The 24,311-nt window shown below is 40.7% G+C and carries 26 protein-coding genes; 19 read left to right on the top strand and 7 right to left on the bottom strand.

Annotated features, from left to right (window positions below):
* The first annotated feature begins 14 nt into the window (after positions 1–14).
* The 5 genes from murG (at position 15) to ftsZ (ending at position 6,365) form a co-directional block, all read left to right on the top strand.
* The gene (gene murG, locus O0V13_RS11955) at positions 15–1,097 is read left to right on the top strand and encodes an undecaprenyldiphospho-muramoylpentapeptide beta-N-acetylglucosaminyltransferase (RefSeq protein WP_268035194.1); all 1,083 of its coding nucleotides are present in this window, start codon (positions 15–17) and stop codon (positions 1,095–1,097) included.
* Positions 1,094–2,500 carry a UDP-N-acetylmuramate--L-alanine ligase gene (gene murC / locus O0V13_RS11950; RefSeq protein WP_268035193.1) on the top strand — a complete coding sequence of 469 codons (1,407 nt, stop codon included), beginning with the start codon at positions 1,094–1,096 and terminating at the stop codon, positions 2,498–2,500. Before murG ends, murC begins: the two co-directional genes overlap by 4 nt.
* Entirely contained in the window at positions 2,497–3,255 is a 759-nt protein-coding gene (locus O0V13_RS11945; protein WP_268035192.1) for a cell division protein FtsQ/DivIB, read from the top strand. Before murC ends, O0V13_RS11945 begins: the two co-directional genes overlap by 4 nt.
* 10 nt (positions 3,256–3,265) lie before the next feature.
* The gene (gene ftsA, locus O0V13_RS11940) at positions 3,266–4,576 is read left to right on the top strand and encodes a cell division protein FtsA (protein ID WP_268035191.1); all 1,311 of its coding nucleotides are present in this window, start codon (positions 3,266–3,268) and stop codon (positions 4,574–4,576) included.
* A gap of 103 nt (positions 4,577–4,679) precedes the next feature.
* Complete coding sequence (gene ftsZ, locus O0V13_RS11935; protein ID WP_268035189.1) at positions 4,680–6,365, top strand: cell division protein FtsZ; 1,686 nt, start codon at positions 4,680–4,682, stop codon at positions 6,363–6,365.
* Positions 6,366–6,368: 3 nt separating this feature from the next.
* Here the strand turns inward: ftsZ and O0V13_RS11930 are convergent, their stop codons facing one another.
* The gene (locus O0V13_RS11930) at positions 6,369–6,893 is read right to left on the bottom strand and encodes an NADPH-dependent FMN reductase (RefSeq protein WP_268035188.1); all 525 of its coding nucleotides are present in this window, start codon (positions 6,891–6,893) and stop codon (positions 6,369–6,371) included.
* Positions 6,894–6,974: 81 nt separating this feature from the next.
* Here O0V13_RS11930 and O0V13_RS11925 point away from each other — a divergent pair, with 81 nt between their 5' ends.
* The 7 genes from O0V13_RS11925 to O0V13_RS11895 all read left to right on the top strand — a co-directional run bounded on the left by O0V13_RS11925 (position 6,975) and on the right by O0V13_RS11895 (position 14,883).
* A complete protein-coding gene (locus O0V13_RS11925) occupies positions 6,975–7,796 on the top strand; it encodes a purine-nucleoside phosphorylase (RefSeq protein WP_268035187.1) in 822 nt (273 codons plus the stop codon).
* Positions 7,797–7,857: 61 nt separating this feature from the next.
* Entirely contained in the window at positions 7,858–10,275 is a 2,418-nt protein-coding gene (locus O0V13_RS11920; protein ID WP_268035186.1) for a TonB-dependent receptor, read from the top strand.
* Positions 10,268–11,362, top strand: coding sequence for a DUF4249 family protein (locus tag O0V13_RS11915; RefSeq protein ID WP_268035185.1), 1,095 nt, complete (start codon positions 10,268–10,270; stop codon positions 11,360–11,362). Before O0V13_RS11920 ends, O0V13_RS11915 begins: the two co-directional genes overlap by 8 nt.
* 87 nt (positions 11,363–11,449) lie before the next feature.
* Positions 11,450–12,184 carry a ThuA domain-containing protein gene (locus tag O0V13_RS11910; RefSeq protein ID WP_268035184.1) on the top strand — a complete coding sequence of 245 codons (735 nt, stop codon included), beginning with the start codon at positions 11,450–11,452 and terminating at the stop codon, positions 12,182–12,184.
* 76 nt (positions 12,185–12,260) lie between these two features.
* Entirely contained in the window at positions 12,261–12,845 is a 585-nt protein-coding gene (locus O0V13_RS11905) for a NifU family protein (protein ID WP_268035183.1), read from the top strand.
* A 10-nt stretch (positions 12,846–12,855) separates the two neighbouring features.
* Positions 12,856–13,929, top strand: a complete 1,074-nt coding sequence (locus O0V13_RS11900; protein WP_268035182.1) for a DUF3810 domain-containing protein — start codon at positions 12,856–12,858, stop codon at positions 13,927–13,929.
* 63 nt (positions 13,930–13,992) lie between these two features.
* Positions 13,993–14,883 carry a hypothetical protein gene (locus O0V13_RS11895; protein ID WP_268035181.1) on the top strand — a complete coding sequence of 297 codons (891 nt, stop codon included), beginning with the start codon at positions 13,993–13,995 and terminating at the stop codon, positions 14,881–14,883.
* Here O0V13_RS11895 and O0V13_RS11890 read toward each other — a convergent pair whose 3' ends face one another.
* Both O0V13_RS11890 and dusB read right to left on the bottom strand, forming a co-directional pair.
* On the bottom strand, positions 14,884–15,783 hold the full coding sequence (locus O0V13_RS11890) for a DMT family transporter (protein WP_268035180.1): 900 nt from the start codon (positions 15,781–15,783) through the stop codon (positions 14,884–14,886).
* Between the two features lie 168 nt (positions 15,784–15,951).
* Positions 15,952–16,947: a tRNA dihydrouridine synthase DusB gene (gene dusB / locus O0V13_RS11885; protein ID WP_268035179.1), complete on the bottom strand. Its 996-nt coding sequence runs from the start codon at positions 16,945–16,947 to the stop codon at positions 15,952–15,954.
* Between the two features lie 37 nt (positions 16,948–16,984).
* Between dusB and O0V13_RS11880 the strand changes: the two genes are divergently transcribed.
* From O0V13_RS11880 to O0V13_RS11850, 7 genes are all read left to right on the top strand, one after another.
* On the top strand, positions 16,985–17,929 hold the full coding sequence (locus tag O0V13_RS11880) for a CPBP family intramembrane glutamic endopeptidase (protein WP_268035178.1): 945 nt from the start codon (positions 16,985–16,987) through the stop codon (positions 17,927–17,929).
* Positions 17,913–18,119, top strand: a complete 207-nt coding sequence (locus O0V13_RS11875; protein ID WP_268035177.1) for a putative signal transducing protein — start codon at positions 17,913–17,915, stop codon at positions 18,117–18,119. The genes O0V13_RS11880 and O0V13_RS11875 overlap by 17 nt, the downstream gene beginning before the upstream one ends.
* The gene (locus tag O0V13_RS11870) at positions 18,103–18,942 is read left to right on the top strand and encodes a phosphatidate cytidylyltransferase (RefSeq protein ID WP_268035176.1); all 840 of its coding nucleotides are present in this window, start codon (positions 18,103–18,105) and stop codon (positions 18,940–18,942) included. Before O0V13_RS11875 ends, O0V13_RS11870 begins: the two co-directional genes overlap by 17 nt.
* Before the next feature lie 70 nt (positions 18,943–19,012).
* A complete protein-coding gene (locus O0V13_RS11865; protein ID WP_268035175.1) occupies positions 19,013–20,290 on the top strand; it encodes a Glu/Leu/Phe/Val family dehydrogenase in 1,278 nt (425 codons plus the stop codon).
* 70 nt (positions 20,291–20,360) lie between these two features.
* Positions 20,361–21,023 (top strand): phosphatidylserine decarboxylase family protein, encoded by a 663-nt coding sequence (locus O0V13_RS11860; protein WP_268035174.1) that lies wholly within the window; start codon positions 20,361–20,363, stop codon positions 21,021–21,023.
* 78 nt (positions 21,024–21,101) lie between these two features.
* Positions 21,102–21,608: a hypothetical protein gene (locus O0V13_RS11855; RefSeq protein WP_268035173.1), complete on the top strand. Its 507-nt coding sequence runs from the start codon at positions 21,102–21,104 to the stop codon at positions 21,606–21,608.
* A 1-nt stretch (position 21,609) separates the two neighbouring features.
* Complete coding sequence (locus O0V13_RS11850; protein WP_268035172.1) at positions 21,610–22,122, top strand: hypothetical protein; 513 nt, start codon at positions 21,610–21,612, stop codon at positions 22,120–22,122.
* On the opposite strand, the gene O0V13_RS11845 is transcribed toward O0V13_RS11850, so the two are convergent.
* The 4 genes from O0V13_RS11845 to ispF are packed head-to-tail and all read right to left on the bottom strand — an operon-like array spanning position 22,119 to position 24,310.
* On the bottom strand, positions 22,119–22,586 hold the full coding sequence (locus O0V13_RS11845; protein ID WP_268035171.1) for a Clp protease ClpB: 468 nt from the start codon (positions 22,584–22,586) through the stop codon (positions 22,119–22,121). The two genes, O0V13_RS11850 and O0V13_RS11845, sit on opposite strands and share 4 nt — an antisense overlap.
* Before the next feature lie 3 nt (positions 22,587–22,589).
* The gene (locus O0V13_RS11840; protein ID WP_268035170.1) at positions 22,590–23,090 is read right to left on the bottom strand and encodes a hypothetical protein; all 501 of its coding nucleotides are present in this window, start codon (positions 23,088–23,090) and stop codon (positions 22,590–22,592) included.
* A 57-nt stretch (positions 23,091–23,147) separates the two neighbouring features.
* A complete protein-coding gene (gene mnmD, locus O0V13_RS11835) occupies positions 23,148–23,831 on the bottom strand; it encodes a tRNA (5-methylaminomethyl-2-thiouridine)(34)-methyltransferase MnmD (RefSeq protein WP_268035169.1) in 684 nt (227 codons plus the stop codon).
* Positions 23,828–24,310 (bottom strand): 2-C-methyl-D-erythritol 2,4-cyclodiphosphate synthase, encoded by a 483-nt coding sequence (gene ispF, locus O0V13_RS11830; RefSeq protein ID WP_073571014.1) that lies wholly within the window; start codon positions 24,308–24,310, stop codon positions 23,828–23,830. The genes mnmD and ispF overlap by 4 nt, the downstream gene beginning before the upstream one ends.
* Position 24,311: the final 1 nt, after the last annotated feature.

Raw genomic sequence — 24,311 nt, 5'->3', positions numbered from 1 at the left:
CTACATATCGCATTTTGATCAGTGGTGGTGGAACCGGTGGACATATCTATCCGGCGATTGCTATTGCTAATGCCTGGAAAGAAAAACATCCTGACAGTGAGGTGCTATTTGTGGGGGCCTTAGGCAAAATGGAAATGCAGAAAGTTCCTGAAGCTGGATACCAGATTGTGGGATTGCCAGTGGCTGGCCTTCAGCGAAAGTTGACTTTAGCCAACTTGAGTTTTCCATTCAAGTTGATGAAAAGCTTGTCCCAGGCATCTGATATCGTCAAGGACTTCAGACCCAATGTGGTAGTTGGAGTAGGGGGCTATGCAAGTGGACCTGTGCTCTATGCAGCTCAGGGGAAAAAGATCCCAACTCTCGTACAGGAGCAAAATTCCTATGCGGGATTGACTAATAAAATCCTGGCTAAAAGAGCCAAGAAAATATGCGTTGCCTATCCGGATATGAACCAGTTCTTCCCAGAGGATAGAATTGCCTATACCGGAAATCCAGTAAGGAAGGATATTCTTCATCTGGATGGAAAAAGGGAGCAAGCCCTTGAACATTTTGGTTTGGATCCTGAACGTAAAACAGTTTTGGTTTTGGGTGGCTCTTTGGGGGCTAGAACTCTTAATCAAGGCATGTTGAAGGATATGAAAGCCTTTGATCGAGATGGATACCAAGTGCTTTGGCAGTCTGGAAAGTTCTATTTCAAAGACATGCTTGAGGCGACAGAAAAAGCCTCCCTGAAGCATATCCATTTGAGAGAATTCATCAAAGAGATGGATTTGGCCTATGCGGCTGCTGACATCATTATCTCCAGAGCAGGAGCTTTGTCAGTATCTGAACTTTCATTGGTCGGAAAGCCCGTGATTTTCATTCCATCTCCTAATGTGGCAGAAGATCATCAGACCAAAAACGCCTTGGCTTATGTGGTTCATGATGCTGCGGTTTTGTTGAAAGACAAAGAGGCTGTTGGGCATTTAAAAGAAAAAACAGACGAGGTGCTTTCCAATCCGGAATTGGTAGGAAGTCTCGGTAAGAATATTAAAAAGTTGGCGAAGCCTCTAGCGGCTGAAGCCATAGTAAATGAAATAGAGCAACTGATTGCATGAGTTTCAAAGGTAAAAATAGCGTGTATTTCCTCGGAATTGGTGGCATAGGTATGAGTGCCTTGGCCAGGTGGTTCCATCATGAGGGATTTGCTGTGGCAGGATATGATAAGACTTCTTCGCCTTTGACTGATGAGCTCATCAATGAAGGAATTCAAATCAGCTTTGCAGATGATTTGGAGACGGTTCCATCCCAATATAAGGAAGAGGCTTCCAAAGTATTGATCGTATGGACACCTGCTATTCCTAAGAATTCTGTATTGCTCAACTTTTTCGAATCAAACGGATTCGAAATGAAAAAGAGATCTGAAGTTTTGGGTGTCTTAACCTCTTCTCATCACAGTATTGCTGTGGCTGGGACGCATGGGAAAACGACAACTTCTTCCATGGTAGCCCATTTGTTTAAGTCGGCTGGTAAGCCAGTGACAGCATTTTTGGGTGGGATAACTCAGAATTATCAAAGCAATTTGATCCTGAATGCCCAAAAGGGCGAACCTGTGGTAGTGGTTGAGGCAGATGAATTTGATCGGTCTTTCCTAAGACTTCATCCGAATGAGGCGATTGTGACTAGTGCCGATCCTGATCATTTGGATATCTACGGAACTGAGGATTCTATTTTGGATGGTTTCAGAGAGTTTATTGCTCTTTTGGATAAAAAGGGGAAACTCTACATCCAAAACAATGCAGCCTATCGCCTTGGAAACAAGAGTTTGCCTTTGGAGAAAACCAGATTCTATGGATTGAGATCTGATGGCATTAAAGCTGAAAATATCCAAGCAAGACCTGGATCCTTCCAATTCGACTATGTTGATGGAGATAAGGAAATCAAAGGATTGGAATTGTTTATTCCTGGGTTTCACAATGTTGAAAATGCTTTAGCTGCCATTGCTGTTTGCTTGGATCATCAATTCACTGAAAATGAAATCCGGGAAGGAGTAAGATCTTTCAAAGGCGTGAAAAGAAGATTTGAGATCCATGTCAACGAAGGCAATTTGGTTTATATCGATGACTACGCTCATCACCCTGAGGAAATCAGGGCTTGTTTGAGCTCGGTGATAGCAATGTTCCCAGGCAAGAAATTGACTGTTGTCTTTCAGCCTCATTTGTATACCAGGACCAGAGATTTTGCAGATGGATTCTCTGAAAGCTTGTCATTGGCAGATGAGGTAATCCTATTGGATATCTACCCGGCTAGGGAGTTGCCGATTGAAGGAGTGAGTTCAGAAATGCTTTTGGGTGAAATCCAATCAGGTAAGAAAGGTGTGGTTTCCAAGGAAAATGTCATGGCCTATCTCGAAGAAAATCAACCTGAAGTCTTGGTGACATTAGGAGCTGGAGACATTGATCGATTGGTTCCTGGGATTGCAAAATGGACTCGTTCACGCTTAAACCCAACAGAGGTATGAAGAAGGCGAATCTGAAAAAGACATTGGCATTTCTAGTCCTCTGCTTAGTGCTGGTTGGATTTATTGGTTTTGTTGAGAAACAAAGTGACTATAAAACTTATCAAGGAGCTGAAATTTCAATCAGTGGAGTGTCTGGTTTGTACTTCGTGGAAGACAAGGAGATCAGAAAAATATTGGAAACGTCTTTTCCAGATCTGAAAGCAGGATTGGTGCTGGAAGAAGTGCCTTTGAAAGAAATTGAAAATAGAATTGGAGGCCATCCATTTGTCAAGTCTGTGGAGGCGACAATTGGCCAAAAAGGGATATTGAATTTGAGTATTTCTCAACACCAACCGATTGCCAGAATCGCAAGGCCTTTGGCTGCAGATGGATACATCACCACTGAAGGGAAAGTGATTCCAACTTCTCAATCATACACCAGTAGGGTGTTGATTTTGGAAGGAAAGCAAGCTGAAAAGCTGATGGAAAAAGGTGATGTGATGGCGGAAATGCCTGAGTTGATGGATCTGATTGAGTACATCACTGAGGATGAGTTTTGGAATGCCCAGATTACAGAATTGGAGGTGAACTCACCCAATGATATCAGAATGTATCAGCAGGTGGGAAAACAAATTATAGAGTTTGGAAATGCGATGGACTTGGATGACAAGTTTGATCGAATCCAGATTTTTTACAAAGAGATATTACCCCGCAAAGGATGGGATGCCTACAGCAGGGTGAGCGTGAAATTTAAGGATCAAATTGTTTGTGAATAATAGCTTGGATATGGAAAACGAAAAATTAATCGTCGGACTGGACATCGGAACCACGAAGATTTGCGCGATCGTCGGTCGCAAAAATGAATACGGAAAACTTGAAGTTCTCGGGATGGGTAAAGCTGTCTCTGACGGAGTAGACCGTGGCGTGGTGACCAATATTGACAAGACTGTTCATGCGATCCAAAAAGCTGTGGAAGATGCTTCTGATATGGCTGATGTGGAAATTGGTGAAGTGATTGTAGGGATTGCAGGTCAGCATATCCAAAGCAAAATCCAAAGCGGAAGTATCATGCGATCTCCAACTGATGATGAGATCACTGTGGAGGACGTAAGAAGGCTATCTTCTGAAATGGAGAATATTTTGGTCCCTCCTGGAAACAGAATCATCCACGTGATGCCACAGGATTACACCGTTGATTACGAAGGTGGAATCAAAGATCCAGTAGGAATGTCCGGAACCAGATTGGAAGCGGATTTCCATATCATCACCGCACAAACTACAGCGATCAATAACATCAATAGATGTGTCAGAAGAGCAGATTTGACTTCCAAGCAGTTGATTCTGGAGCCTTTGGCTAGTTCGCTTTCAGTTTTGAGTGATGAGGAAAAAGAAGCTGGTGTTTGTCTTGTGGATATCGGTGGTGGTACTACAGATATTGCCATTTTCTATGAGAATATCATCCGGCATACTGCAGTAATTCCATTGGGTGGTAATATCATCACCAAGGATATTAAGGAAGGCTGTATGGTGATGCAAAACCAAGCAGAGTTGCTAAAAACCAGATTTGGAAAAGCCATTGCTGAAGAGGCGAATCCAAATGAAATCGTTTCCATTCCGGGATTGAGAAACAGACCGCCAAAGGAAATTTCTATTAGAAACTTGGCATCAATCATCCAGGCAAGGATGGAAGAAATCATTGAGATCGTTCAAAACGAAATCATGCAAAGTGGTCATTACAAGAAATTGGCTGGAGGTATCGTGATCACTGGTGGTGGTTCTCAGCTTCAGTTTATTTCTCAGCTTTTCGAATACATGACCGGATTGGATACACGTATTGGATATCCTAATGAACACTTGGGCAAGTCTGTGGTGGAGGAAGTGAAAAGTCCGATGTATGCGACCTCTGTAGGATTGGTTTTGGCAGGCTTCAAAGCTTTGGACGATAGAGATAATAGCTACAACACTAGGGTTGCAAATGCTATCCCTCAAAGTAGTGTCAATAAAAAAGATTTTAACGCAAAAGATATTTTCCGAAACATCGGTGATAAGCTGAAAAGTATAATTCACGATGACATCGGAGACGACGGAAATTACTAGGGCTTATGATTGGGGGAGATATAAGATGCTGTCTTCTATTTCCCTGATTTTCCCTTTTTAACAATGAAACACAATTCACCAATTAATAAATATGTCAGATAACATGAAAGATTACAGATTCGACCTACCGAAGAATCAAAAGTCAATTATCAAGGTAATTGGCGTAGGTGGTGGCGGCTCAAATGCCGTAAACCATATGTTTAGCCAAGGAATCAAGGATGTAGAGTTTGTGGTAGTCAATACCGATGCTCAAGCCTTGAAATCAAGCCCTGTTCCTCTTCGTTTGCAATTGGGAGCCAACCTTACTGAAGGTTTGGGTGCTGGTGCAAACCCTGAGCAAGGGAAAAATGCCGCAATCGAGTCTCAAGATGAGATCCGTGAATTGTTGGCAGACAATACGAAAATGGTATTTATCACTGCTGGTATGGGTGGTGGTACCGGCACTGGTGCTGCTCCGATCATCGCAAAAATCGCGAAGGAATTGAATATCCTTACCGTGGGTATCGTGACTGCGCCATTTATGTTTGAGGGTAGAAAAAAGATGTCAGTTGCTCAATCGGGTATCGAGTCCTTGAGAGAAAGCTGTGATACCGTTTTGGTAATTTTGAATGACAAGTTGAGAGAAATCTATGGCAACTTGGCGATTAGAACTGCTTTCGGTAAAGCTGATGATATTTTGACTACAGCTGCTAAATCAATCGCTGAGATCATCACAATCCACCAAGATGTAAACGTGGATTTTGAAGATGTGAAGACAGTCATGAAAGATGCTGGAGCTGCTGTGATGGGATCATCAACTGAAGAAGGCGAAGGTCGTGCGATCCGTGCAGCTGGAGCAGCCATCTCTTCTCCGCTTTTGAATAATGTAGATATCAAAGGGGCTCAAAAAATCCTTCTTTCCATCATGTCTGGTGAGGATGAGGAATTGTCTATGGACGAATTGAGTGAAATCACTGAGTACATCCAGGAGAAAGCCGGTGATAATGCTGAGGTTATCTTCGGTCAGGGTATCGACCAAGAATTGGGTAAAGCTATCCGTGTGACCGTAATTGCTACGGGGTTCGAGATGGATAAATTGGCTGGTTCTGCTCAGTCTGAGCAAACTACAGCACAGCCAGTTGCAGCAGCGCCTATTCCCGCACCAGTCCAAGCTGTAAAACCTGAGCCAAGCCCTGCTCCAGAAGTTGAAGAAGTGAAAACGGTTATCAACTTAGATTCTGGAAAGACTGAGAAAGTAAAAGAAGAACCGATCAGCAATGGGACAACTTTCGTTTTTAATACTCCAAAAGCGCCAGTTCAATCAGCTCCTTCCACTCCTGAGCCTGTAGAAGAGCCAGCTCCCGCTCCACGTACAGAGCAACCAAAGCAGAACTCATTCACTTTTGATTTTGGAAAATCAGAAGAGAGAAAACCTGAAGTGAAGCCAGTTCAGCAAGAGAAAATCGTGCATGATTTGTACGAAGAAGAGCCTGAAGAAGTGAAAGCTCCTGAAGCAAAAGTGGAAGCAGAGCCCGCAAAGCCGGTTTATGCCAATGATTACTACGAGCAAATGAAGCAGAAAGCAATTCAAAGAGCTCATGAGAGATTTGAAAAGCTTAAAGGAAACCGTTCGTTCAATCCGACTCCAGAAGAGTTAAAGGAAAAGATGGAAGTTCCTGCTTACTTGAGAAAAAACGTGACTTTGAATGAGCCTGAGCATAGCTCAGAAAACAACATCAGCAAGTTCAATGTCTCTGATGATAACGAGATCCTAGGTAACAATAGGTTCTTGCATGACAACGTGGACTAAGTCCTAAAAGTCAAGCAACATCTCAGCCTGGGAATGCAGAAGTTCCAAATACAACCTGTTGGTGAGCAGGTTATCTGACATATTCTGCTCTATTTTGGCCAGTTTCGGCTTTAGAGCAAGGACATGCATCCCTAGGTAATGGAATATATCGGTGAGGTGGCTCAAAGCGATGCCACCTCCGCCGATTCCAGAAGAAAGGCCGACTAGTGCGGCTTTTTTGTTTTTAAAGGTATTGGGATAGTTCATCCCGTCTATGAAGGTTTTCAAGATTCCTGGGAAAGATCCATTGTATTCTGGAACGATGAAAACAAACTTTTTTCCTTCTTCAATGCGATCATGAAAAGCATTGTAAGCTTCATTTTGTCCATTGTTTTCATACAATGCTGTATCGATAAAATCTGACGGCAAGTCTTCCAATTCCAAAATTTCAGATTCGGCTCCTTTGGACTTTAAAATTTCCTGATAGAGTTCTGCAATGGTTTTAGAAACTGAATTTTTACGATTTGTACCGACTATGATCTTGATCATTTCTAGTGAATTGAAAGCTATCCTGAATTAAAGTTCTTTGAAAGGGCAATATTAATATCTTTGCTTCAAATCACTTTTCCTATGAATTATCAATCTCAAATCGCTGAAGCTGCTCAATTTCTTAAGAACCTTTATCCTGATAATCCTCAGAATTTAATCATTCTCGGTACTGGTTTGGGAAAATTAGGTGATCAGATCGAAGTTGAATTGGAAGTTGATTATTCTGAAATACCCCATTTCCCAATTTCGACTGTGGAGAGTCACTCTGGAAAATTGATTTTTGGAACTCTGGCAGGAAAAAAAGTTGTAGCCATGAAAGGAAGATTTCATTACTACGAGGGCTATAGCATGAAGCAGGTTACATTTCCTGTTCGTGTGATGAAGGCATTGGGGGTTTCAAGGCTTTTTGTGTCCAATGCTTCGGGTGGATTGAATCCAGCGCAAGAAGTAGGAGATGTGATGATTATAGCAGATCATATTGACTTGTTTCCCGAAAATCCACTGAGAGGGCATAATCCAGAAGAGTTTGGGCCTCGATTCCCGGATATGAGTGAGGCTTATTCAAAAAAACTGATAGAAAGGGCTTTATCAATAGGTGAAAAATTGGGAGTAAAACTTCATACTGGTGTCTATGCCGGTGTGCAAGGTCCAAATTTGGAAACTCCTGCCGAGTACAAATATTTGAGAACCATCGGTGCTGATGCGGTAGGAATGAGCACAGTTCCTGAGGTAATCGTTGCAAATCAGGCAGGATTGGAAGTTTTTGGGATTTCAGCAATCACAGATTTGGGAGTGGAGGGGAAAATCAAAAGAATTACAATTCAGGAAGTATTGGCTGCAGCTGCTGTCGCGGAACCTATCATGGCTAATGTTATGAGAGAATTGATTGCTTCTTTGGATTAAAAAATGATCTTTTAATTCATTTTTAGAAAGGTTTAGTCAATTTGATGTATTTTAAGCATCAATGAATAAACCCTCAATCTTATTTTTTATACTTTGGTTTTTCTTGGTGAATGTTTCGTTTTCCCAGGTAGATTCATTGGTTTTTGAATTTGGAAAAAAGGAAACAGCCCATCTGGAAAATTATGTTTTGACGGGAAAGGTTTTGGACCCAGAATCTAAGCAAGGAATTGAGGGGGTTGGACTCCATGTGGATGGATTTTATTCGGGTGTCAATACAGATAAATTTGGGACATACTTTATCAAAATCCAGCCGGGAATTCATAAAGTTACTTTTCGTCATTCTTCTCGAATCCCGGTTTTTACTGAAGTTATTCTTTTCGATAATGGGGTGGTGGACATTACCATGAAGGAGAAAAGTTTCGAACTGGAAGGTGTCGTGGTGATGTCTGATCAGCCAGATCGGAATGTTAGAAACCCTATCACCGGACTGACAAAACTCACAGCTCAAGAGCTAAAAGCTATTCCTGCATTTCTAGGAGAGGCAGATATTTTCAAAGGACTCCAATTATTGCCTGGTGTAAGTACAGTCGGAGAGGGAACCTCAGGAATCAATGTCCGTGGCGCGAAAACAGACCAAAATCTATTGATGATGAACGAGGCAATAGTCTTGAGTTCCAATCATGCTTTGGGCTTTCTTTCTGCTTTTAATACTGATGTAACTGAGACTTTCAGTCTGTATAAAGGGAATCTTCCGGCAAACTTTGGGGGGAGAGCAGGGTCAGCATTGAATATTTTAATGCGGCCAGGAGACATGAATAATTGGAAAGGAGCGGTTGGAGTTGGTACTTCCAATGGAAAGCTTCTTATTGAAGGACCATTGAAAAAAGATAAGCTCAGTTTGATTTTCGGGGCTAGGGTTTCCAATACCAATTGGCTTCTGAAACAGGCAAGAGACTACGATCTTCAAAACTCTAAATTGAACTTTCATGACGCTTATTTGGGGTTGAATTGGAATCTCGCTCAAGGGCATAATATAGAGTTCAATACTTTGATGACGGGAGATTATTTCAAATTCTCTAATGAGTTTGGCTACGATTGGTCTAATCGGGTCAGTTCTTTGAGATATAAAGGAATTATTGGAGAAAAATGGTCCGTTGTTGCTTTGCTGGCTGACGGAGATTTTGACAATGCTTTTTTTGATCCTGAAGGCTTGGATGCTGCCAGAGTGGATAATGGAATGAGATATCAACATGGCAAGCTAAGTGCTACTTGGGCAAATGAAGTTGTTTCGATCACATCTGGATTGGAAATGGTGAATTACAGAGGGCAACCGGAAATCCTCAGTCCTTACAATTCTGAATCCAATTTCAATTCAGAGAAAATAGAAAAGGAAAGAGGATTTGAAGCCGCTATTTTCAGCAGTTTGGAATGGGATATTTCCGAAAATACTGGTTTTGTAGCAGGACTGAGGTATTCTACCTACAATCAACTAGGGCCTGATACTGTATTCCAATATCAATCTTCTGCTCCAATCTTGGAAGAAAATATCACCGGAGAAACTGTTTATGAAAAGAGTTCAATCCAACCTTATTCTGGTTTTGAACCGAGATTGGCGATCCGCCAAAATCTAACCGCAAATGCTTCTATGAAGCTTAGTTACGCCAGGCTCTATCAATACATTCAATCGATAAGCAACACTTTTGGTCCGACGCCGATTGATCTTTGGCAATTGAGTACACCTTACATTCAGCCTCAGAAATCCGATAATTTTTCAATGGGTTTCTTTCGAAACTCCAAGGATAACAAATGGGAGTTCTCTATCGATGGTTTTTATCGAAAAGTGCAAAATCAGGTCGAATACAGGGATTTTGCTCAGGTTTTCTTGAATCAACATATGGAAACAGAATTGGTTTTTGGAGAAGGAAAAGCTTATGGAGCTGAGTTTTTGATCAAAAAGAATCTGGGAGTGATAACAGGCTGGTTGGCCTATACTTATTCCAGATCATTTTTCAGAAGTCTGGGAGAATATGAGGAAACTCAAATCAATCGGGGTGAATGGTACCCGAGTAATTATGATAAGCCGCATGAAGTGAATTTTATTCTTAGCCGAAAAATGTATCCTCGGGGATTATTCAATCTCAGCGCCAATTATTCAACAGGCCGTCCCGTCAATGCTGTTAATGCCAATTACATCATCAATGGTTTGGTGATCCCAGAATATAGCGACAGGAATCAGTATCGAATTCCAGATTATTTCCGGGTGGATGTTTCTTATACGCTTGAGAAAGTTTTTTCTAAAAAAGGAGATAGCCTGAATCTCTCCATTTATAACCTTCTTGGAAGGCGAAATGCTTATTCTGTTTTTTGGCAAAAGGACGGAGATACCAGTCAGTTGAGACCTTATAGATTATCAATTTTGGGAGCCGTATTTCCTTCTATTTCATACAGTATTCAATTTGGAGGAGGTGCAGATGAATAGGTTGAAATCTCTTTTCTCTCTTGTTTTGGTACTGCTTTCATTCAATTCCTGCGTGGATCAAATCTCCTTTCCGCTTGATAAAGGAGTAGCTAAATTGATCGTCTCTGGCCAAATCAGCAATCTGGATGAGGATCAATATGTTTTCCTTTCAGAAACTACCTCTGCCGATCGAGAGCCTGTTTACACTGGGCAATTTTATGTGATAAACGATCTTCCTCGGCCTGTGTCTTCTGCTATGGTTTACTTGGTAAATGAGAGGGATGAGAAGGTCCTGATGAATATGTCCGAAGACGGGAAGTACAAATTGGATCGGTCTTATAAATTGGAAGATGAGGTTTATTACCATTTGGAAATTCTAGTCAGCGGGAATGAATATCGAACGGATCCTCAAAAAATGCCTGATACTGTTGGTGAGGATGAATTGAGGTATGAATTCCAGAGAGGAGAGTTCAAAGGATCTCCAGAAACTGCTTTCGTCTCTATCTATTCGGACAGTAAGCTGCCTGATTCAGATGAACCTTATTATTTAAGATGGGACGTGGATGAAGCCTATTATTGGGATTTGACCTTTTTCCCAAACCCTTTTAATAATCCACCTCCGGATTGCTATGTTTTTGGTTTTCCCGACCCGGAGAGAATTACACTTTTTAACGGAGAGAACGTGGATTCGGAACAAAGAAGCAATACTCAGTTGGTCGCAGAGAGGAAAGTGGATGAATCTTTTCTGAGCAGACATTATTTCAATGTCCGACAGGTAAGTACCTCCAAAGAGTCTTTTGAATATTGGAGAAAAGTTCGAGAATTGGTGAATAATTCAGGTTCAGTTTTTGACTCTCCTCCAGCCCCAATCAAAGGCAACGTATTCAGTGTACATTTTCCAGAAGAAGTGGTTTTGGGATATTTTGAGGTGGCCAGAGTTTCTCAGAGTAGGATATACACTGTGCCAAGTGATGTTTCTTTTGTCATTGAGCCTCCTTGTACCTATGATCCTGCCAGACCGATAGATGATTATCCTAAAACTTGTCTCCGGTGTAGTGAATTTCCTTCCAGTTCAAACGATACTCCCCATTGGTGGTTTGACCAGTAAAAACACATTCTGCCAATTGTAAAAAAAATAGGCTTTAAGCCTGAGGTTTTTGTATTTTCGAATCTTCACAAAATCAACCCAAAACCTATGAAACTGAAAATATTCCTTTCAGCAATTGCAGTATTTTTCTGCCTAAGCTTCGTGGCGAGTGCCCAGCAATTTCGAGCCCTTGTATTTAGTAAAACTGCTGGATTTAGACATCAATCAATTCCTGATGCCGTAGTGGCTTTGAAAAACTTGGGGAAAACCCAAGGTTTTGGAGTATATGTGACCGAAGATGCGGGAGCTTTTACAGATGAAAATCTTGAGAAATACGATGTGGTAATCTTGGCTTCTACTACAGGAACCATCTTCAATGCAGAACAAAAAGCTGCTTTTCAAAAATTCGTACAAAGTGGAAAAGGAGTGGTAGGAATTCACTCTGCGACTGACACTGAATACGAATGGCCTTGGTATAATAAAATGATCGGCGCTTACTTTTTGACTCACCCAGCTCAGCAGACCTTGAGATTGGAAGTAGTGGATCAAAATCATCCAGCTACCTGGCATTTGCCTAAAAACTGGCTGTGGTACGATGAGTTGTATGAATTCAGAGAGATCAATCCTGATATCAAAGTATTGATCAAAGCTGATGAGAGTACTTATAAGCCTGCCAAAGGAAATGGTGATAATCACCCAATGGCTTGGTATCATGAATTTGACGGCGGCAGAGTTTTCTATACTGCATTAGGCCACGTAGAGTCAGCTTATCAAGATGCTGACTTCCTTAAACACCTAGCTGGTGGCATCTGGTATGCAGCTACTGGGGAGCCTATGAAATAATTTCCCTCAGGAAAATTACCTTTGCAGGAACTAATCCCCCTGCAAAGGGTTTATTTCAAAAAAACACGAAAGACTTATGCTAAAAGCACAAGCTAAACCGGTTCACCTCTACATGGAGGCAAATCCGAATCCGAACTCTTTGAAATTTGTGGCCAATTTCATGCTGGTCGAAGATGGTCTTAGCTTTGACTATCCAGATGAGAAAAGCACTGAAAATAGCCCTTTGGCAAAAGAATTATTCAATTTTGCTGCTGTGCAGCGCGTATTTATAGCTTCCAACTTTGTGACCGTAACCAAGTCTGAAGATGTGGAATGGCCAGAAATCCAACATATCATTAGAGATCATATCAAAGACTATTTAGAAGCTGGTAAAAAGCCAGTTCAGGTAGTATTGGACAAAGATCCTTTATTTGATGAAAATGATTCTGAAGTGGTCAAGAAGATCAAAGGGGTTTTGGATGAATACATCCGACCAGCTGTGGAGCAAGATGGAGGAGCAATAGTGTTCCATTCATTCAAAGATGGTGTTGTAAAAGTATTGCTTCAGGGTTCTTGTTCTGGATGTCCTTCCAGTACGATCACTTTGAAAGCCGGAATTCAAAACTTGCTTACCCGTATGCTTCCTGATGATGTGAAGGAAGTAGAGGCAGAAGGTATTTGATAGTTGTTTTATGGGTAAGAGAGATTGGTCCTGGGCATTATTAGGCTTAATCGCTTTAGGTATTCGATGGATCGCTGCTCATAACCCGGAAGCAACAGATGAAATCTATTCTAGAAAATTCTTTCCGGTAATTCGGAATGTGATTGATAAAACGCTGGGGTATCTGCCATTCCCCAGCGTTTATTTGTTTATACTTTCCGTACTTATTCTTTTGGGAATATTTCTCAGAAGATTACTGAAAAAAGAAGGGTGGAAAGCAAAAGCACTTTTTTCCTTTAGATCACTACTAAATGCTTTAGGAGCTTTAGTTTTCTTTTTTTTGGTCTTATGGGGATTTAATTATCAGCGAACCCCGATTTTCAAACAACTTTCATTGACCCCCAAAGCTTTGAATTTGGAGCAAGTAGAGTTGGAGATACGCATTACTCAAAGATTGGCGACACAGTCTAGGTATCAGATTACAAATGATACTTCAGCGATTGAAGGGATTATTTCCTATCCAGATTTGGAAAGAGTAGTTCGAGGCAACATAAGGGATAATTTGGATATGTTGGGTTTGAATTTTACAGGAAAACCTAGAACCAAATTATTCCCACCTCCGGGATTTATGAGGAAAATGGGGATCTTGGGAATTTATTTTCCATACACAGGTGAAAGCTATATTGACCCTTCATTGCATCCATTGGAACAGCCTTTCACGGTGGCTCATGAAATGGCGCATAGCTATGGGGTAACCAATGAAGGAGAAGCGAATTTTATTGCTTGGGTAATTACCACCAACTCTCCGGACCCACTTTTGCGGTACTCAGGTCACCTGCGACTGCTCATGTATCAGGTTAGGGATTATTATAAAATGGCACCCGATAAATATAAAGAATGGGTAAAAACTCTAGACCAAGGGATCAAAAATGACATCAGGGCAATTCAGGAAATCAATAATAAGTATAAGCCTATATCTATTGAATTGAGCCAGAAAACCAATGATATTTTTCTAAAATCCCAAGGCGTGAAAGCAGGAATCAACAGCTATCAGCAGCTTCCAATGCTTGCATTTGCTTGGAGAGAAAGGATGAAAGATTTTTAATTCCATTAAAAGGTTTGAAAAGTTGTAAGATGCGTTTAGTTTTCATCCTTAATACCATCTATTATGAAATATTTCGTTAGTTTTTTATTGTTGACTTTTTCTTTCTCAGCTTTTTCCCAAATCGAGGTTACCTCCGAAAGGGATGATAAAGGTGAGGTTACTTTGAATTATGTTAATAGTAGTGAAATGACCTACACTGTTTTATTGGAGTTTCCGGTTTTATTAAATCTTTCTACTACGGGTGGTTCAAGAGTTATAGCCATAGCCAATCCTGGAAAAGGTAGATTAACAACGCTTAAACCGCTGCAGTCTAACCAAAGGACCAATTACTCTTATAAATACACTTTTGTGAAGGGAAATATTTACGGTAAAACAAAGGTAGAGCCGATTTATTTGGTCCCGGTAAAGGAAGGGACTACTGTAAGATCTGTACCCATGACCCATCTGGAAAATCGCCTGCAACCCAAAGAACACAATGATGAGTACGTAGGTATTTCCTTTCATTTTGATGAAGAGGTTGAAATAGTTGCGCCTCGAAAGGGTATTGTTGCAGGTTTGAGTATGAGTAATGATAAATCAAGTGAAAATTTGGATTTTACCCGTTCAGAGAATTTTATTGAGATTTACCATGAGGACGGTAAGGTTACCAAAATCATGGTTTTGAAATCAGGTTCCCAACAGGTGCAATTGGGACAAGAAGTATTCCCAGGTGATGTTTTGGCAACCTCAGCAGGAGATAATTATCAAGGAGGAAAACATGTAAGAATGGCAGTGATGGAGGTGGTGAAAAATGAGGAAGGATTAATCAAGAATAAGATCATCCCAGTAAATTTTGCAATAAATGGAGAGTCAGTCCTATTGGAAAATTATGGTCCTTTTGAAGTGATATTTCCAGAGGAAGTGATTACACGTGAAATGACCAAAAAGGAACTTAAGAATTATGGGAAGGAGTAGTTATTTTTTCCGATTCCCTACCCAGACTCCAAAAATCACGGCTGCAAAACCTAAATAATGTCCCCAAAGAAGGACTTCACCATCCCAAACTCCCCAAATGATGGCTACAATTGGGATCAAATAAGTTACCGAACTGGCGAATACAGGACTGGCAGTCTTGACCAGCATATTAAATAGAATTAGGGCCAGCGATGTCCCCATTATTCCTAATAAGGTGATGTAGCCAAAGGCTTTCCATGCCCCATCGATGTTGGCAAGTTTGTATGAAAACTGCGTACCCATCATCAGATAAATCAGAGCCACTGGCAAAACCATTAAAAGAGAGATAGCGGTAATTTCAATGGGTTTCAACTCGACAAATCGAAATTTGATCAAGTTGAGATTGAATCCATAACAGGTACAGGCAAGGATCACAAAGAAAGCGTATGCATTGATGTCGGAAAAAGCGCCAAATCCTACGCCCTCTTTGGCCATAACCAGGAAAATCACGCCCAAAAAGGCAATTCCCAAACCGATCAGATTCTGTCTTGTAATTCTGGAGCCAAAGAAAATCCACCCTACCAAAACCACAAACAAAGGTGTCAAAGCATTTAGAACACTTGTCAATGAACTGGAAAGTTGAGTTTGAGCTTTTGCAAAAAGAAATGCAGGAATAAAGCTCCCAACCAATCCAACTAAAATCAGGTTTTGGATTTGAGTAGCATTGAGGTGTCGAACTCGTGGAAGGGATAAAGGAAGAAGAAAAGTAGCAGCAGCTACCACTCGGTAAGCGCCCACTTCACCGGGAGAAAAAATAACAAGGCCTCTTTTTATTAATATAAATGAGCTGCCCCAAACCAATGCTAGGATGCCCAGATAAGCCCAGTTTTTTGCGGTGTTTTCGGAGTTGCCAGTAGACATTCAGATGCTTATTGAATTCGTAAGCAAAAAAAGCAAATCCAATTTAGATTCCCATTAAAAAAGAGGTGTCTGTCTTAAAAAAACATCCTTGGTCAGGCTGATCGTCCCGATCCCAATATATATCAGGATCGGGACGATTAATATGAAAAAAATCTAATATTCAATTGATTAAACGGAAAATTCATAGTCTGCATAAACCTTGGCGACTTGATCCAAGATTGCACAAACCTCATCATAAGTGTCTGAGGTGACCATTTCAGTTCGATATTGTTTGAAGTTGGGCATGCCTCTGAAATAATTGGTGTAATGCCTCCTCATTTCCAAAATTCCCAATTTCTCACCTTTCCATTCTACTGAAAAGTCCAAATGCTTTTTGGCGACAGCGATTCTTTCATCCAATGTGGGAGCTGCTAATTTTTCACCAGTGGCCAAGTAATGTTTGATCTCATTGAAAATCCAAGGGTATCCAATTGATGCTCTTCCGATCATCATGCCATCCACATTGTATTTTGCTTTATACTCAGCAGCTCTTTCCGGGGTGTCGATATCACCATTTCCAAAAACAGGAATATGAAGTCTTGGATTGTCTTTTACCAAATTCAAATAAGACCAATCAGCCTCACCTTTATACATCTGCTTTCGGGTTCTTGCATGTATGCTGATTGCCTGGATTCCTACATCTTGAAGTCTTTCAGCAACCTCGACGATGCGGATGGTATCATTATCCCAGCCTAGGCGGGTTTTTACAGTCACTGGGATTTTTACAGCTTTGACGATTTCAGCAGTCATTGATACCATCTTGTCGATGTCCAAAAGAATTCCAGCGCCAGCACCTTTACATGCTACTTTATTAACAGGACAGCCGTAATTAATATCCAAAATATCTGGTTTGGCCTCTTCTACAATCTCCGCAGCCTCTCTCATAGATTCGATTTCATTTCCGAAAATCTGAATCCCGATTGGCTTTTCGTAGTCGAAAATATCCAGTTTTTGGACGCTTTTGGCTGCATCTCTAATGAGCCCTTCCGAACTGATAAACTCGGTGTACATCAAATCAGCCCCATTTTGTTTACATACTGCACGGAATGGTGGATCACTCACATCTTCCATGGGTGCCAGCAAAAGGGGATAATCTCCAAGTTCTAAGTTTCCTATCTTTACCACTGCTAATTATAAATTTGGCGTAAATTTACGTCCAAATATGGAGATTTACGAAACTCATTCAGAAATAGCCAAGCGGAAAAGCTGGCTCTTGGCTCTGGTAGTCATTGTTTTAGTGTCACTTGGCGTCCTTATTTTACTTCAAGGAATAGCCTTAGCTCTCGCGGTTCCCCTTTTTAATATCTCAATTGAGGAGATTATGTCCTTGATGCAAGGGGATGATAGCATCCCAAATGGACGGATGGCTATGTTATTTATCCAAGGTTTAGGTTCTGGTATAGGCTTTTGGCTCACTGCTTGGATTATTATTCATTGGCTGGATAAAGCCAACCTAAAATGGGATTTGCAGCTTTCACGATTCAATAACAAGAAATTCTGGGTTGCGCTTGGGATTACTTTTGGAGGAATGTTCTTCAATGCCCTGTTGATTTACTGGAATTCTCAAATGGTACTTCCTGAATCCATGGCTTCTTTGGAAGCTTGGATGAGATCCATGGAGGAGCAGTTGATGGAAATGACCAAGTATTTGACAGATTTCCAGACGATCCCCGAGTTACTGGCGGGGATTTTGGTGATTGGGGTTTTGGCAGGAATTGGTGAGGAGATGTTTTTTAGAGGGGTTCTCCAGCCAAAAATGCATTTATATACAGGTTCAGTACATTGGGGAATTTGGTTGTCGGCAATTATTTTCTCTGCTATTCACGTACAGTTCTACGGATTTTTGCCAAGAGTTTTCTTAGGTGCGATGTTCGGATATATGTATGTATTCACAGGTAGTCTTGTTTATCCTATATTAGCCCATATTATTAATAATACTTTTACTGTTTTAATGGTCTATGCTTCCAATCAAGGAATGATAGAATTTGATATTGAATCAACAGATACAGTGTCTTATCCTATGGCTTTGGTAGGATTATTAGTCCTTATTGCGGGAATCTATTACCTTCAAAAAAATAAGCCCGAACCGGATGGAGAATTGGATTAAAGTCTATGAAACTGAAGTGCCTGTAAGGGCTGAAATCGTAAAAGGGGTACTGGAGGAAAATGATATTCCGGCTGTTGTCTTGAAAAAAAAGGAAACGGTCTATAATGTTTTTGGAAAGAATGAAGTCCACGTTAATCGCGAAAACCTCCTAAAAGCAACAAACATTATCCAGAATGAGATCTCGTTTTAATATTAATAACTACAGCAACCTGGGTCAAAGAGCAATAACCGCCGCCGTAGGAGCTGTAGTGGTAATTTCTGCAATTATTTTCTCAGACTGGACTTATTTTTTGGTATTCGCATGCATTCTAGGCTTTGCCCAAATGGAGTTTTATAAACTTTGCGGCTTGGATGGAATGCTCCCATTAAAGAGTTTCGGGACGATTTTGGGATTGTTGACTTTTACCGTGACGTTCCTGATTGAGAAAGAGCAGTTCCCTAACGAATACCTTTTCCTGATCTTCCCAATCCTATCTTTGGTATTCTTTATCAAACTCTATAAAAAGACCGATAAAAAGCCATTTACAGGCGTAGCTTTTACCTATTTAGGAATCTTTTATGTGGCAGTTCCGTTCTCACTGCTAAACCTTGCAGTGTTTTCTGTGGACAAAGTTTATCATTACGAGATTCTATTAGGCTGCTTGCTTATTCTATGGGCAAGTGATACTGGAGCCTACTTTGCAGGAACCAAGTTTGGGAAGACCAAACTATTTGAAAGAGTATCTCCTAAAAAGTCTTGGGAAGGTTTTTTGGGAGGAGCGTTTTCTGCGATTGCCGTTTCATTTTTAATAGCAAGATATTTTCATTCCATTCAGGATTGGAAGTGGTTGGTGATCGCTGGAATTATTATTATAGCAGGTACATATGGAGACCTGATTGAGTCACTTTTTAAGAGATCTATTGAGATCAAAGACTCAGGTTCGGTACTTCCAGGGCATGGAGGTTTTATGGACCGTTTTGACGGATTGTTATTATCGGCCCCATTTATTACCGCCTTTTTGAAAATCTTCTAATTGAAGGCGGGGGAAACTAAAAATCTATTTAATTTTGCGTCGCATTTCACTATCATAATAAAAACCCAATATGGCTTACATTGAACCGGCTCCGATTAAGGATAAAGAAAATCCACTGGAGTCAATGATGGAACGATTCAACATTGCAGCTGAGAAGCTGGGATTGTCTGATGAAGTTTACAACGTGTTGAAAAATCCGGCCCGTCAAGTGATCGTGTCACTACCCATTACCATGGACAATGGTAAGATTCAGGTGTTCGAAGGAATTCGTGTCGTACATTCTAATATTTTGGGTCCTGCGAAGGGTGGGATTCGATTTGCTCCAGATGTACATATCGATGAAGTAAGAGCGTTAGCAGCATGGATGACCTGGAAGTGTGCGGTTGTAGACATCCCTTATGGTGGTGGTAAAGGTGGCGTACGTTGCAATCCTAGAGAGATGTCCAAAGGAGAGATCGAAAGATTGATGCGTGCATACACCAAGGCTATGGTCGACGATTTTGGTCCGGACAGAGATATACCTGCCCCTGATATGGGAACTGGGCCAAGAGAAATGGCCTGGTTGATGGATGAATACTCCAAAGCAAAAGGAATGACCGTGAACTCGGTAGTGACGGGGAAACCAACCGTCTTGGGAGGTTCACTAGGAAGAACAGAAGCAACTGGTCGTGGTGTAATGGTTTCAGCACTTGCAGCGATGCAAAAGCTGAAAATCAATCCATTCCAAGCAACTTGTGCAGTTCAAGGATTTGGAAACGTAGGGTCTTGGGCAGCTAGACTTTTAGAAGAAAGAGGCTTAAAGATTGTTGCGATTTCTGATCATACCGGAGCTTTCTACAACGAAAAAGGAATTGACATCGTCAAAGCAATCGAGTTCAGGGATGCCAATGGAGGCCATCTTGAAGGATTCCAAGGTGGAGACAAGATGGACAATGCCATGGATTTGTTGACTTTGGAGGTTGATGTATTGGTGCCAGCAGCAGTTGAAGATGTGATCACTGCCAAAAATGTCCATGACATTAAGGCTAAGTTGATCGTAGAAGGTGCGAATGGTCCGACTTCTGCCAAAGCAGATGCAATTATCAATGAAAAAGGCATCATGGCTGTTCCAGATATTTTGGCAAACGCAGGCGGTGTAACCGTTTCTTATTTCGAATGGGTACAAAACCGTTTGGGGTACAAATGGACTGCCGATAGAGTTAACAGAAGATCTGACAGAATCATGAAGGATGCTTTTGAAAATGTATACCAGGCTGCTGTAAAATATGATGTGCCCATGAGAATTGCGGCTTATATCGTTGCAATCGATAAAGTGGCGCAAACATATACTTATCGTGGAGGCTTCTAAGGCTAATCTATAAATAGAAACACTTATCTTTGAGGCGTGGATTTAATCTACGCCTCTTATCATTTATACTATGACCATACATCGCGAAGGACGAGTTCTTTTATTTTGGCTCTTAATTATTTTAACTGCAGCCAATTATGCATTGTATTATTTTCTACCTGACGCTAGATTCTGGCTGAATTTCAGTCTTATCGTCAGCGTCGTATTTTATTTGATCATTCTGCAATTTTTCAGAAACCCTATTTTCCAACTCCCAAAGGATGATAGTTTGGTTTATGCTCCAGCAGACGGCAAAGTGGTAGTGATTGAAGAAGCAGTAGAAGATGAATATCTGAAAGAAAAAAGAAAGCAGGTTTCCATCTTTATGTCTCCGATCAATGTCCACGTTAATCGTTCGCCAGTGGAAGGGGAAGTGGAGTTTTTCAAATATCACCCAGGGAAATACTTGGTGGCTTGGCATCCTAAATCCAGCACGGAAAATGAGAGAACTTCCATGGTGCTGAAGATGAAAAATGGAACTCAAATCATGGTCAGACAGATTGCTGGAGCTTTGGCTAGGAGAATCAAATGGTATGTCAAAGAAGGGGACCAGTTGGAGCAAAACGGAGAGTTTGGCTTTATCAAATTTGGATCAAGAGTGGATTTGTATTTACCATTAGATGCTGAGATTCTGGTTTCATTGGAGCAAGTGACCAAAGGAGGTAGAACTCCAATTGCCAGATTAAAATCCTGAAATAAAAAAAGATACATTTCAATTGTATCATTTTCTAAATAGATTTCGTGATAGGTGTATCAACTAAAACAACCTATTATGAAATCTATTTTTTATTTAATGCTTATTGTTCTTTCAGTTTCACTTTTTAGCTGTCAGGATAAAGAGGAACCTTTGAGTCCATTAATCGGTACTTGGGAAAACAGAACTTATGTAGATTCTCTGGATATTTGGATGATAGATTCTTGGGCTTTCAAAAATGATAGCCTGATGACCTATGAAAGATTTGTGAGAGAAACGGAGACTGAGAATATTCTTGGTTATCAAATGATAGCTGACTCTTGGTACAATTACAAGGGGGATATTTTTAAATATTATTATTCTGACGCCTTACTTTATTGGGGAGGTGAATCAGATACAAGATGGATTCGATATGGGCCCAAGGAGGAAATGAGACCAGGGGTTGTCGATATTTTTATGATTCCGACTGGTACTTTAACTTTTTCCCAAAATGGATTGGAATTTATTCTAAAACCGGATGATTTAGAACTTGAAACTGGAGAATCAGATGAATTCCCCGCTCGGACCTTTATAAAAGTCGATTAAGATGAAAAAGCTACTATTGATTTTAGGAATAGTGCTCTTGAGCGCTCCTTTGATTTTTTCTTGCAATTCAGATCAGGATGAAGAACCACTTGGTCCATTGATTGGAGAGTGGGAAAGCCGAGCCTATGTCGATTCTTTGGGGCTTTGGTCAGTTGAGACCTTAGATTTTTTAACAGATAGCACTTACCAGTTGCGGCAGACGTTTAGAGAATCCGAATTTGGGTCTGATTTAGGTTATCGGTTTATTTATAATTTCGATTACCGCTTGGAAAATGAAATTATCGATTACCAATTTATAGACGGTTTTGAAGTTTATATGTTTCCGCACCCCGATATAGGACCTCTCTACGCTCCTTTTGAGGATCTAAGGGAGTTTCTAATAGATTTTTCTTTTGGGGATAGCTATGCAGAATGGAGTTTATCAGAAAATCAGCTGGAACTTAATTTATCATTTTCTTGCCCGTCTTATGACGGAAATTGCCCTGTTTTGAAAAAATACAAAAGGTCGAATTAAGCTCCTTTTTTGCTTCTGTAAATCCAATATCCCAGTCCCAAAGTTGTCAGGAAAAATATGAGGGTAGTCCATTCGAATGTTCTCCGGTTGGAAAGCATTTCCTCTATGGTTTTATCTCGTTCCCCTATTGCTCTTTTGAGGGCCTGAACGTCTTGCTCAAGGCTTAAGGTGATGGTTTTGTAATCGTCTTTTTCTTGCCCAATTACTGCGGTTTCAATCTTTCCGCTCAACTTCAGTTCCTCCACTATTTGATTGTCCTTACTGATAATTCTTTCTAGCCAATCGTTGGTTTCCTTCATGTCCTTTTTGGTACGGTTCCCGAAAATTCCAGATTTCTTGGATTCAGATGCTTGCCATTGAGCGTGAAGGGATTGTCTTTCCTCTACAAGGCGCTCAAGTTTAGCGCTGGCATTGTCATCTTGAAGAGGTGAAAGCAGGAATAAAAAAAGGAGAAGCGATTTCATTTTCTATTGAGATTCAAATGGAATAAAGGAGAGGATTTTACCTTTCAAGAAATTGAATTTGATTTTGTCTTTTAGGTAAAGGCTACAGAATAGTAGCGTTCCTAGGAAGAATATCCAAGTTCCATGCCTGAATTTTCTGATTTCAAATCCTGCCTGGTTGAATTCGTGAGATTTTCTAGCGAGAGCAGATTTAAGAGACTGAATGTCTTTTTCCTGAGAGAATGCAATAGCCTTGTATTTTTCTGCTGTTGTGAATTCTTTTGATTCTTCGATGTTTTGTTCCAATTGGAGTTTCTGGATAATAGCATTGTCTATCTCCATAATTTTCCTCAACAATCGGGCGTCTTCATTGCTGGAAAGTGAAATCCCAAAGACTTCTGCCTGAGAGTTATTTTTTAGCTCATAATAAAGCTGGCTTCTTTTTTCAAAAAGTTGATCCAATGCATTGCTAGCATTGATGGTAAGAGGAAGAAAAAGCATCCAAAAGAATAGTGCAGATTTCATTGGTTTAGAGGTTTGGTTGTGTACTCAATTTTCCAAACCTCATTCCAACTCATTGATTTATTTCTTCCATGCCTGTGTCATCTCCTTTTTGCCCGGAGGTCCAGGAGGATTGACGACTTCTAGTCCTAAAGCTTTAAGATCTCTTTTCAGTTGTCCAGATGCCGAGTAAGTAGTGAAGAGTCCCCCTTGCTTCATGGATTTAGAAACCTTCTCCAATTGGCTAAATTCCCATAATTCTGGCTGTTTACTTGGAGCAAAGGCATCAAAAAACACCACATCGCTTGGATAAAGTTGAGCGTCTTGAAGGGTAGTTTGATCCTTTTTGAAATTGAAATATTCTGAAACAGGCCCACCTTCATTCCATGTAAATTTGTGCAATGCCTCAAAATATTTGTGGTAGTGCCAAATTCCATCGTTTTGGTCGATGTAGTTCAGCTGGGAATATATTTCCTCACTTAGTGGAAAGGGCTCTATGGAGTGATACAAAACAGGAATCTGATTCTGTTCCGCCCAAACCAAAGTGAGCCAGGCATTTAGTCCTGTCCCAAATCCTACTTCAAAAATCCGGATTGGGTATTTCTGCGGGTTTTCTGCCAGCCAGGTATCCAAGCCATAAAGCATAAACACATGCAGAGATTCTCTGTAAGCTCCGTGAAAACTATGGTACGTCTCTTTTAAGTCCTCATGATACAAAGAATGAGAGCCATCCTCTGTCGTGATGATTTTTACCTTTTCACTCATACCTGGTAGATTAAAGCGACACAATATGCTGAAACTCCTTCTTCACGGCCTACAAACCCTAGCCATTCAGTCGTTGTGGCTTTGATGGAAATAGAAGATTCAGGAATATTCATGACTTCTTCTAAGCAAGTTTTCATAGCTGGAATATGAGGATTTACTTTAGGTTGCTGAAGGCAAATAGTTGTGTCAATGTTTCCTATTTCATAGCCAGCTTCACGAATTAGTTTCATAACATCTGCAAGAAGGATTTTACTGTCAATTCCTTTGTATTTCGGATCTTTGTCAGAGAAATGAAATCCGATATCACGCATATTTGCAGCGCCAAGAAGAGCATCGCAAATCACATGGATCAAAACATCTGCATCAGAATGTCCCACCGCACCTTTTTCATGTTCTAATTTGATCCCTCCCAGCCAAAAATCATATCCTTCTTTTAGCTGGTGTACATCGTAGCCAAATCCTACTCGAAATGCATTCATC

Source organism: Algoriphagus sp. PAP.12, from assembly GCF_026652115.1.
In the GTDB taxonomy this organism is placed as follows: domain Bacteria; phylum Bacteroidota; class Bacteroidia; order Cytophagales; family Cyclobacteriaceae; genus Algoriphagus.
Note: the sequence above shows the minus strand (reverse complement) of the source record. Positions and strands in the feature narration are given on the sequence as shown.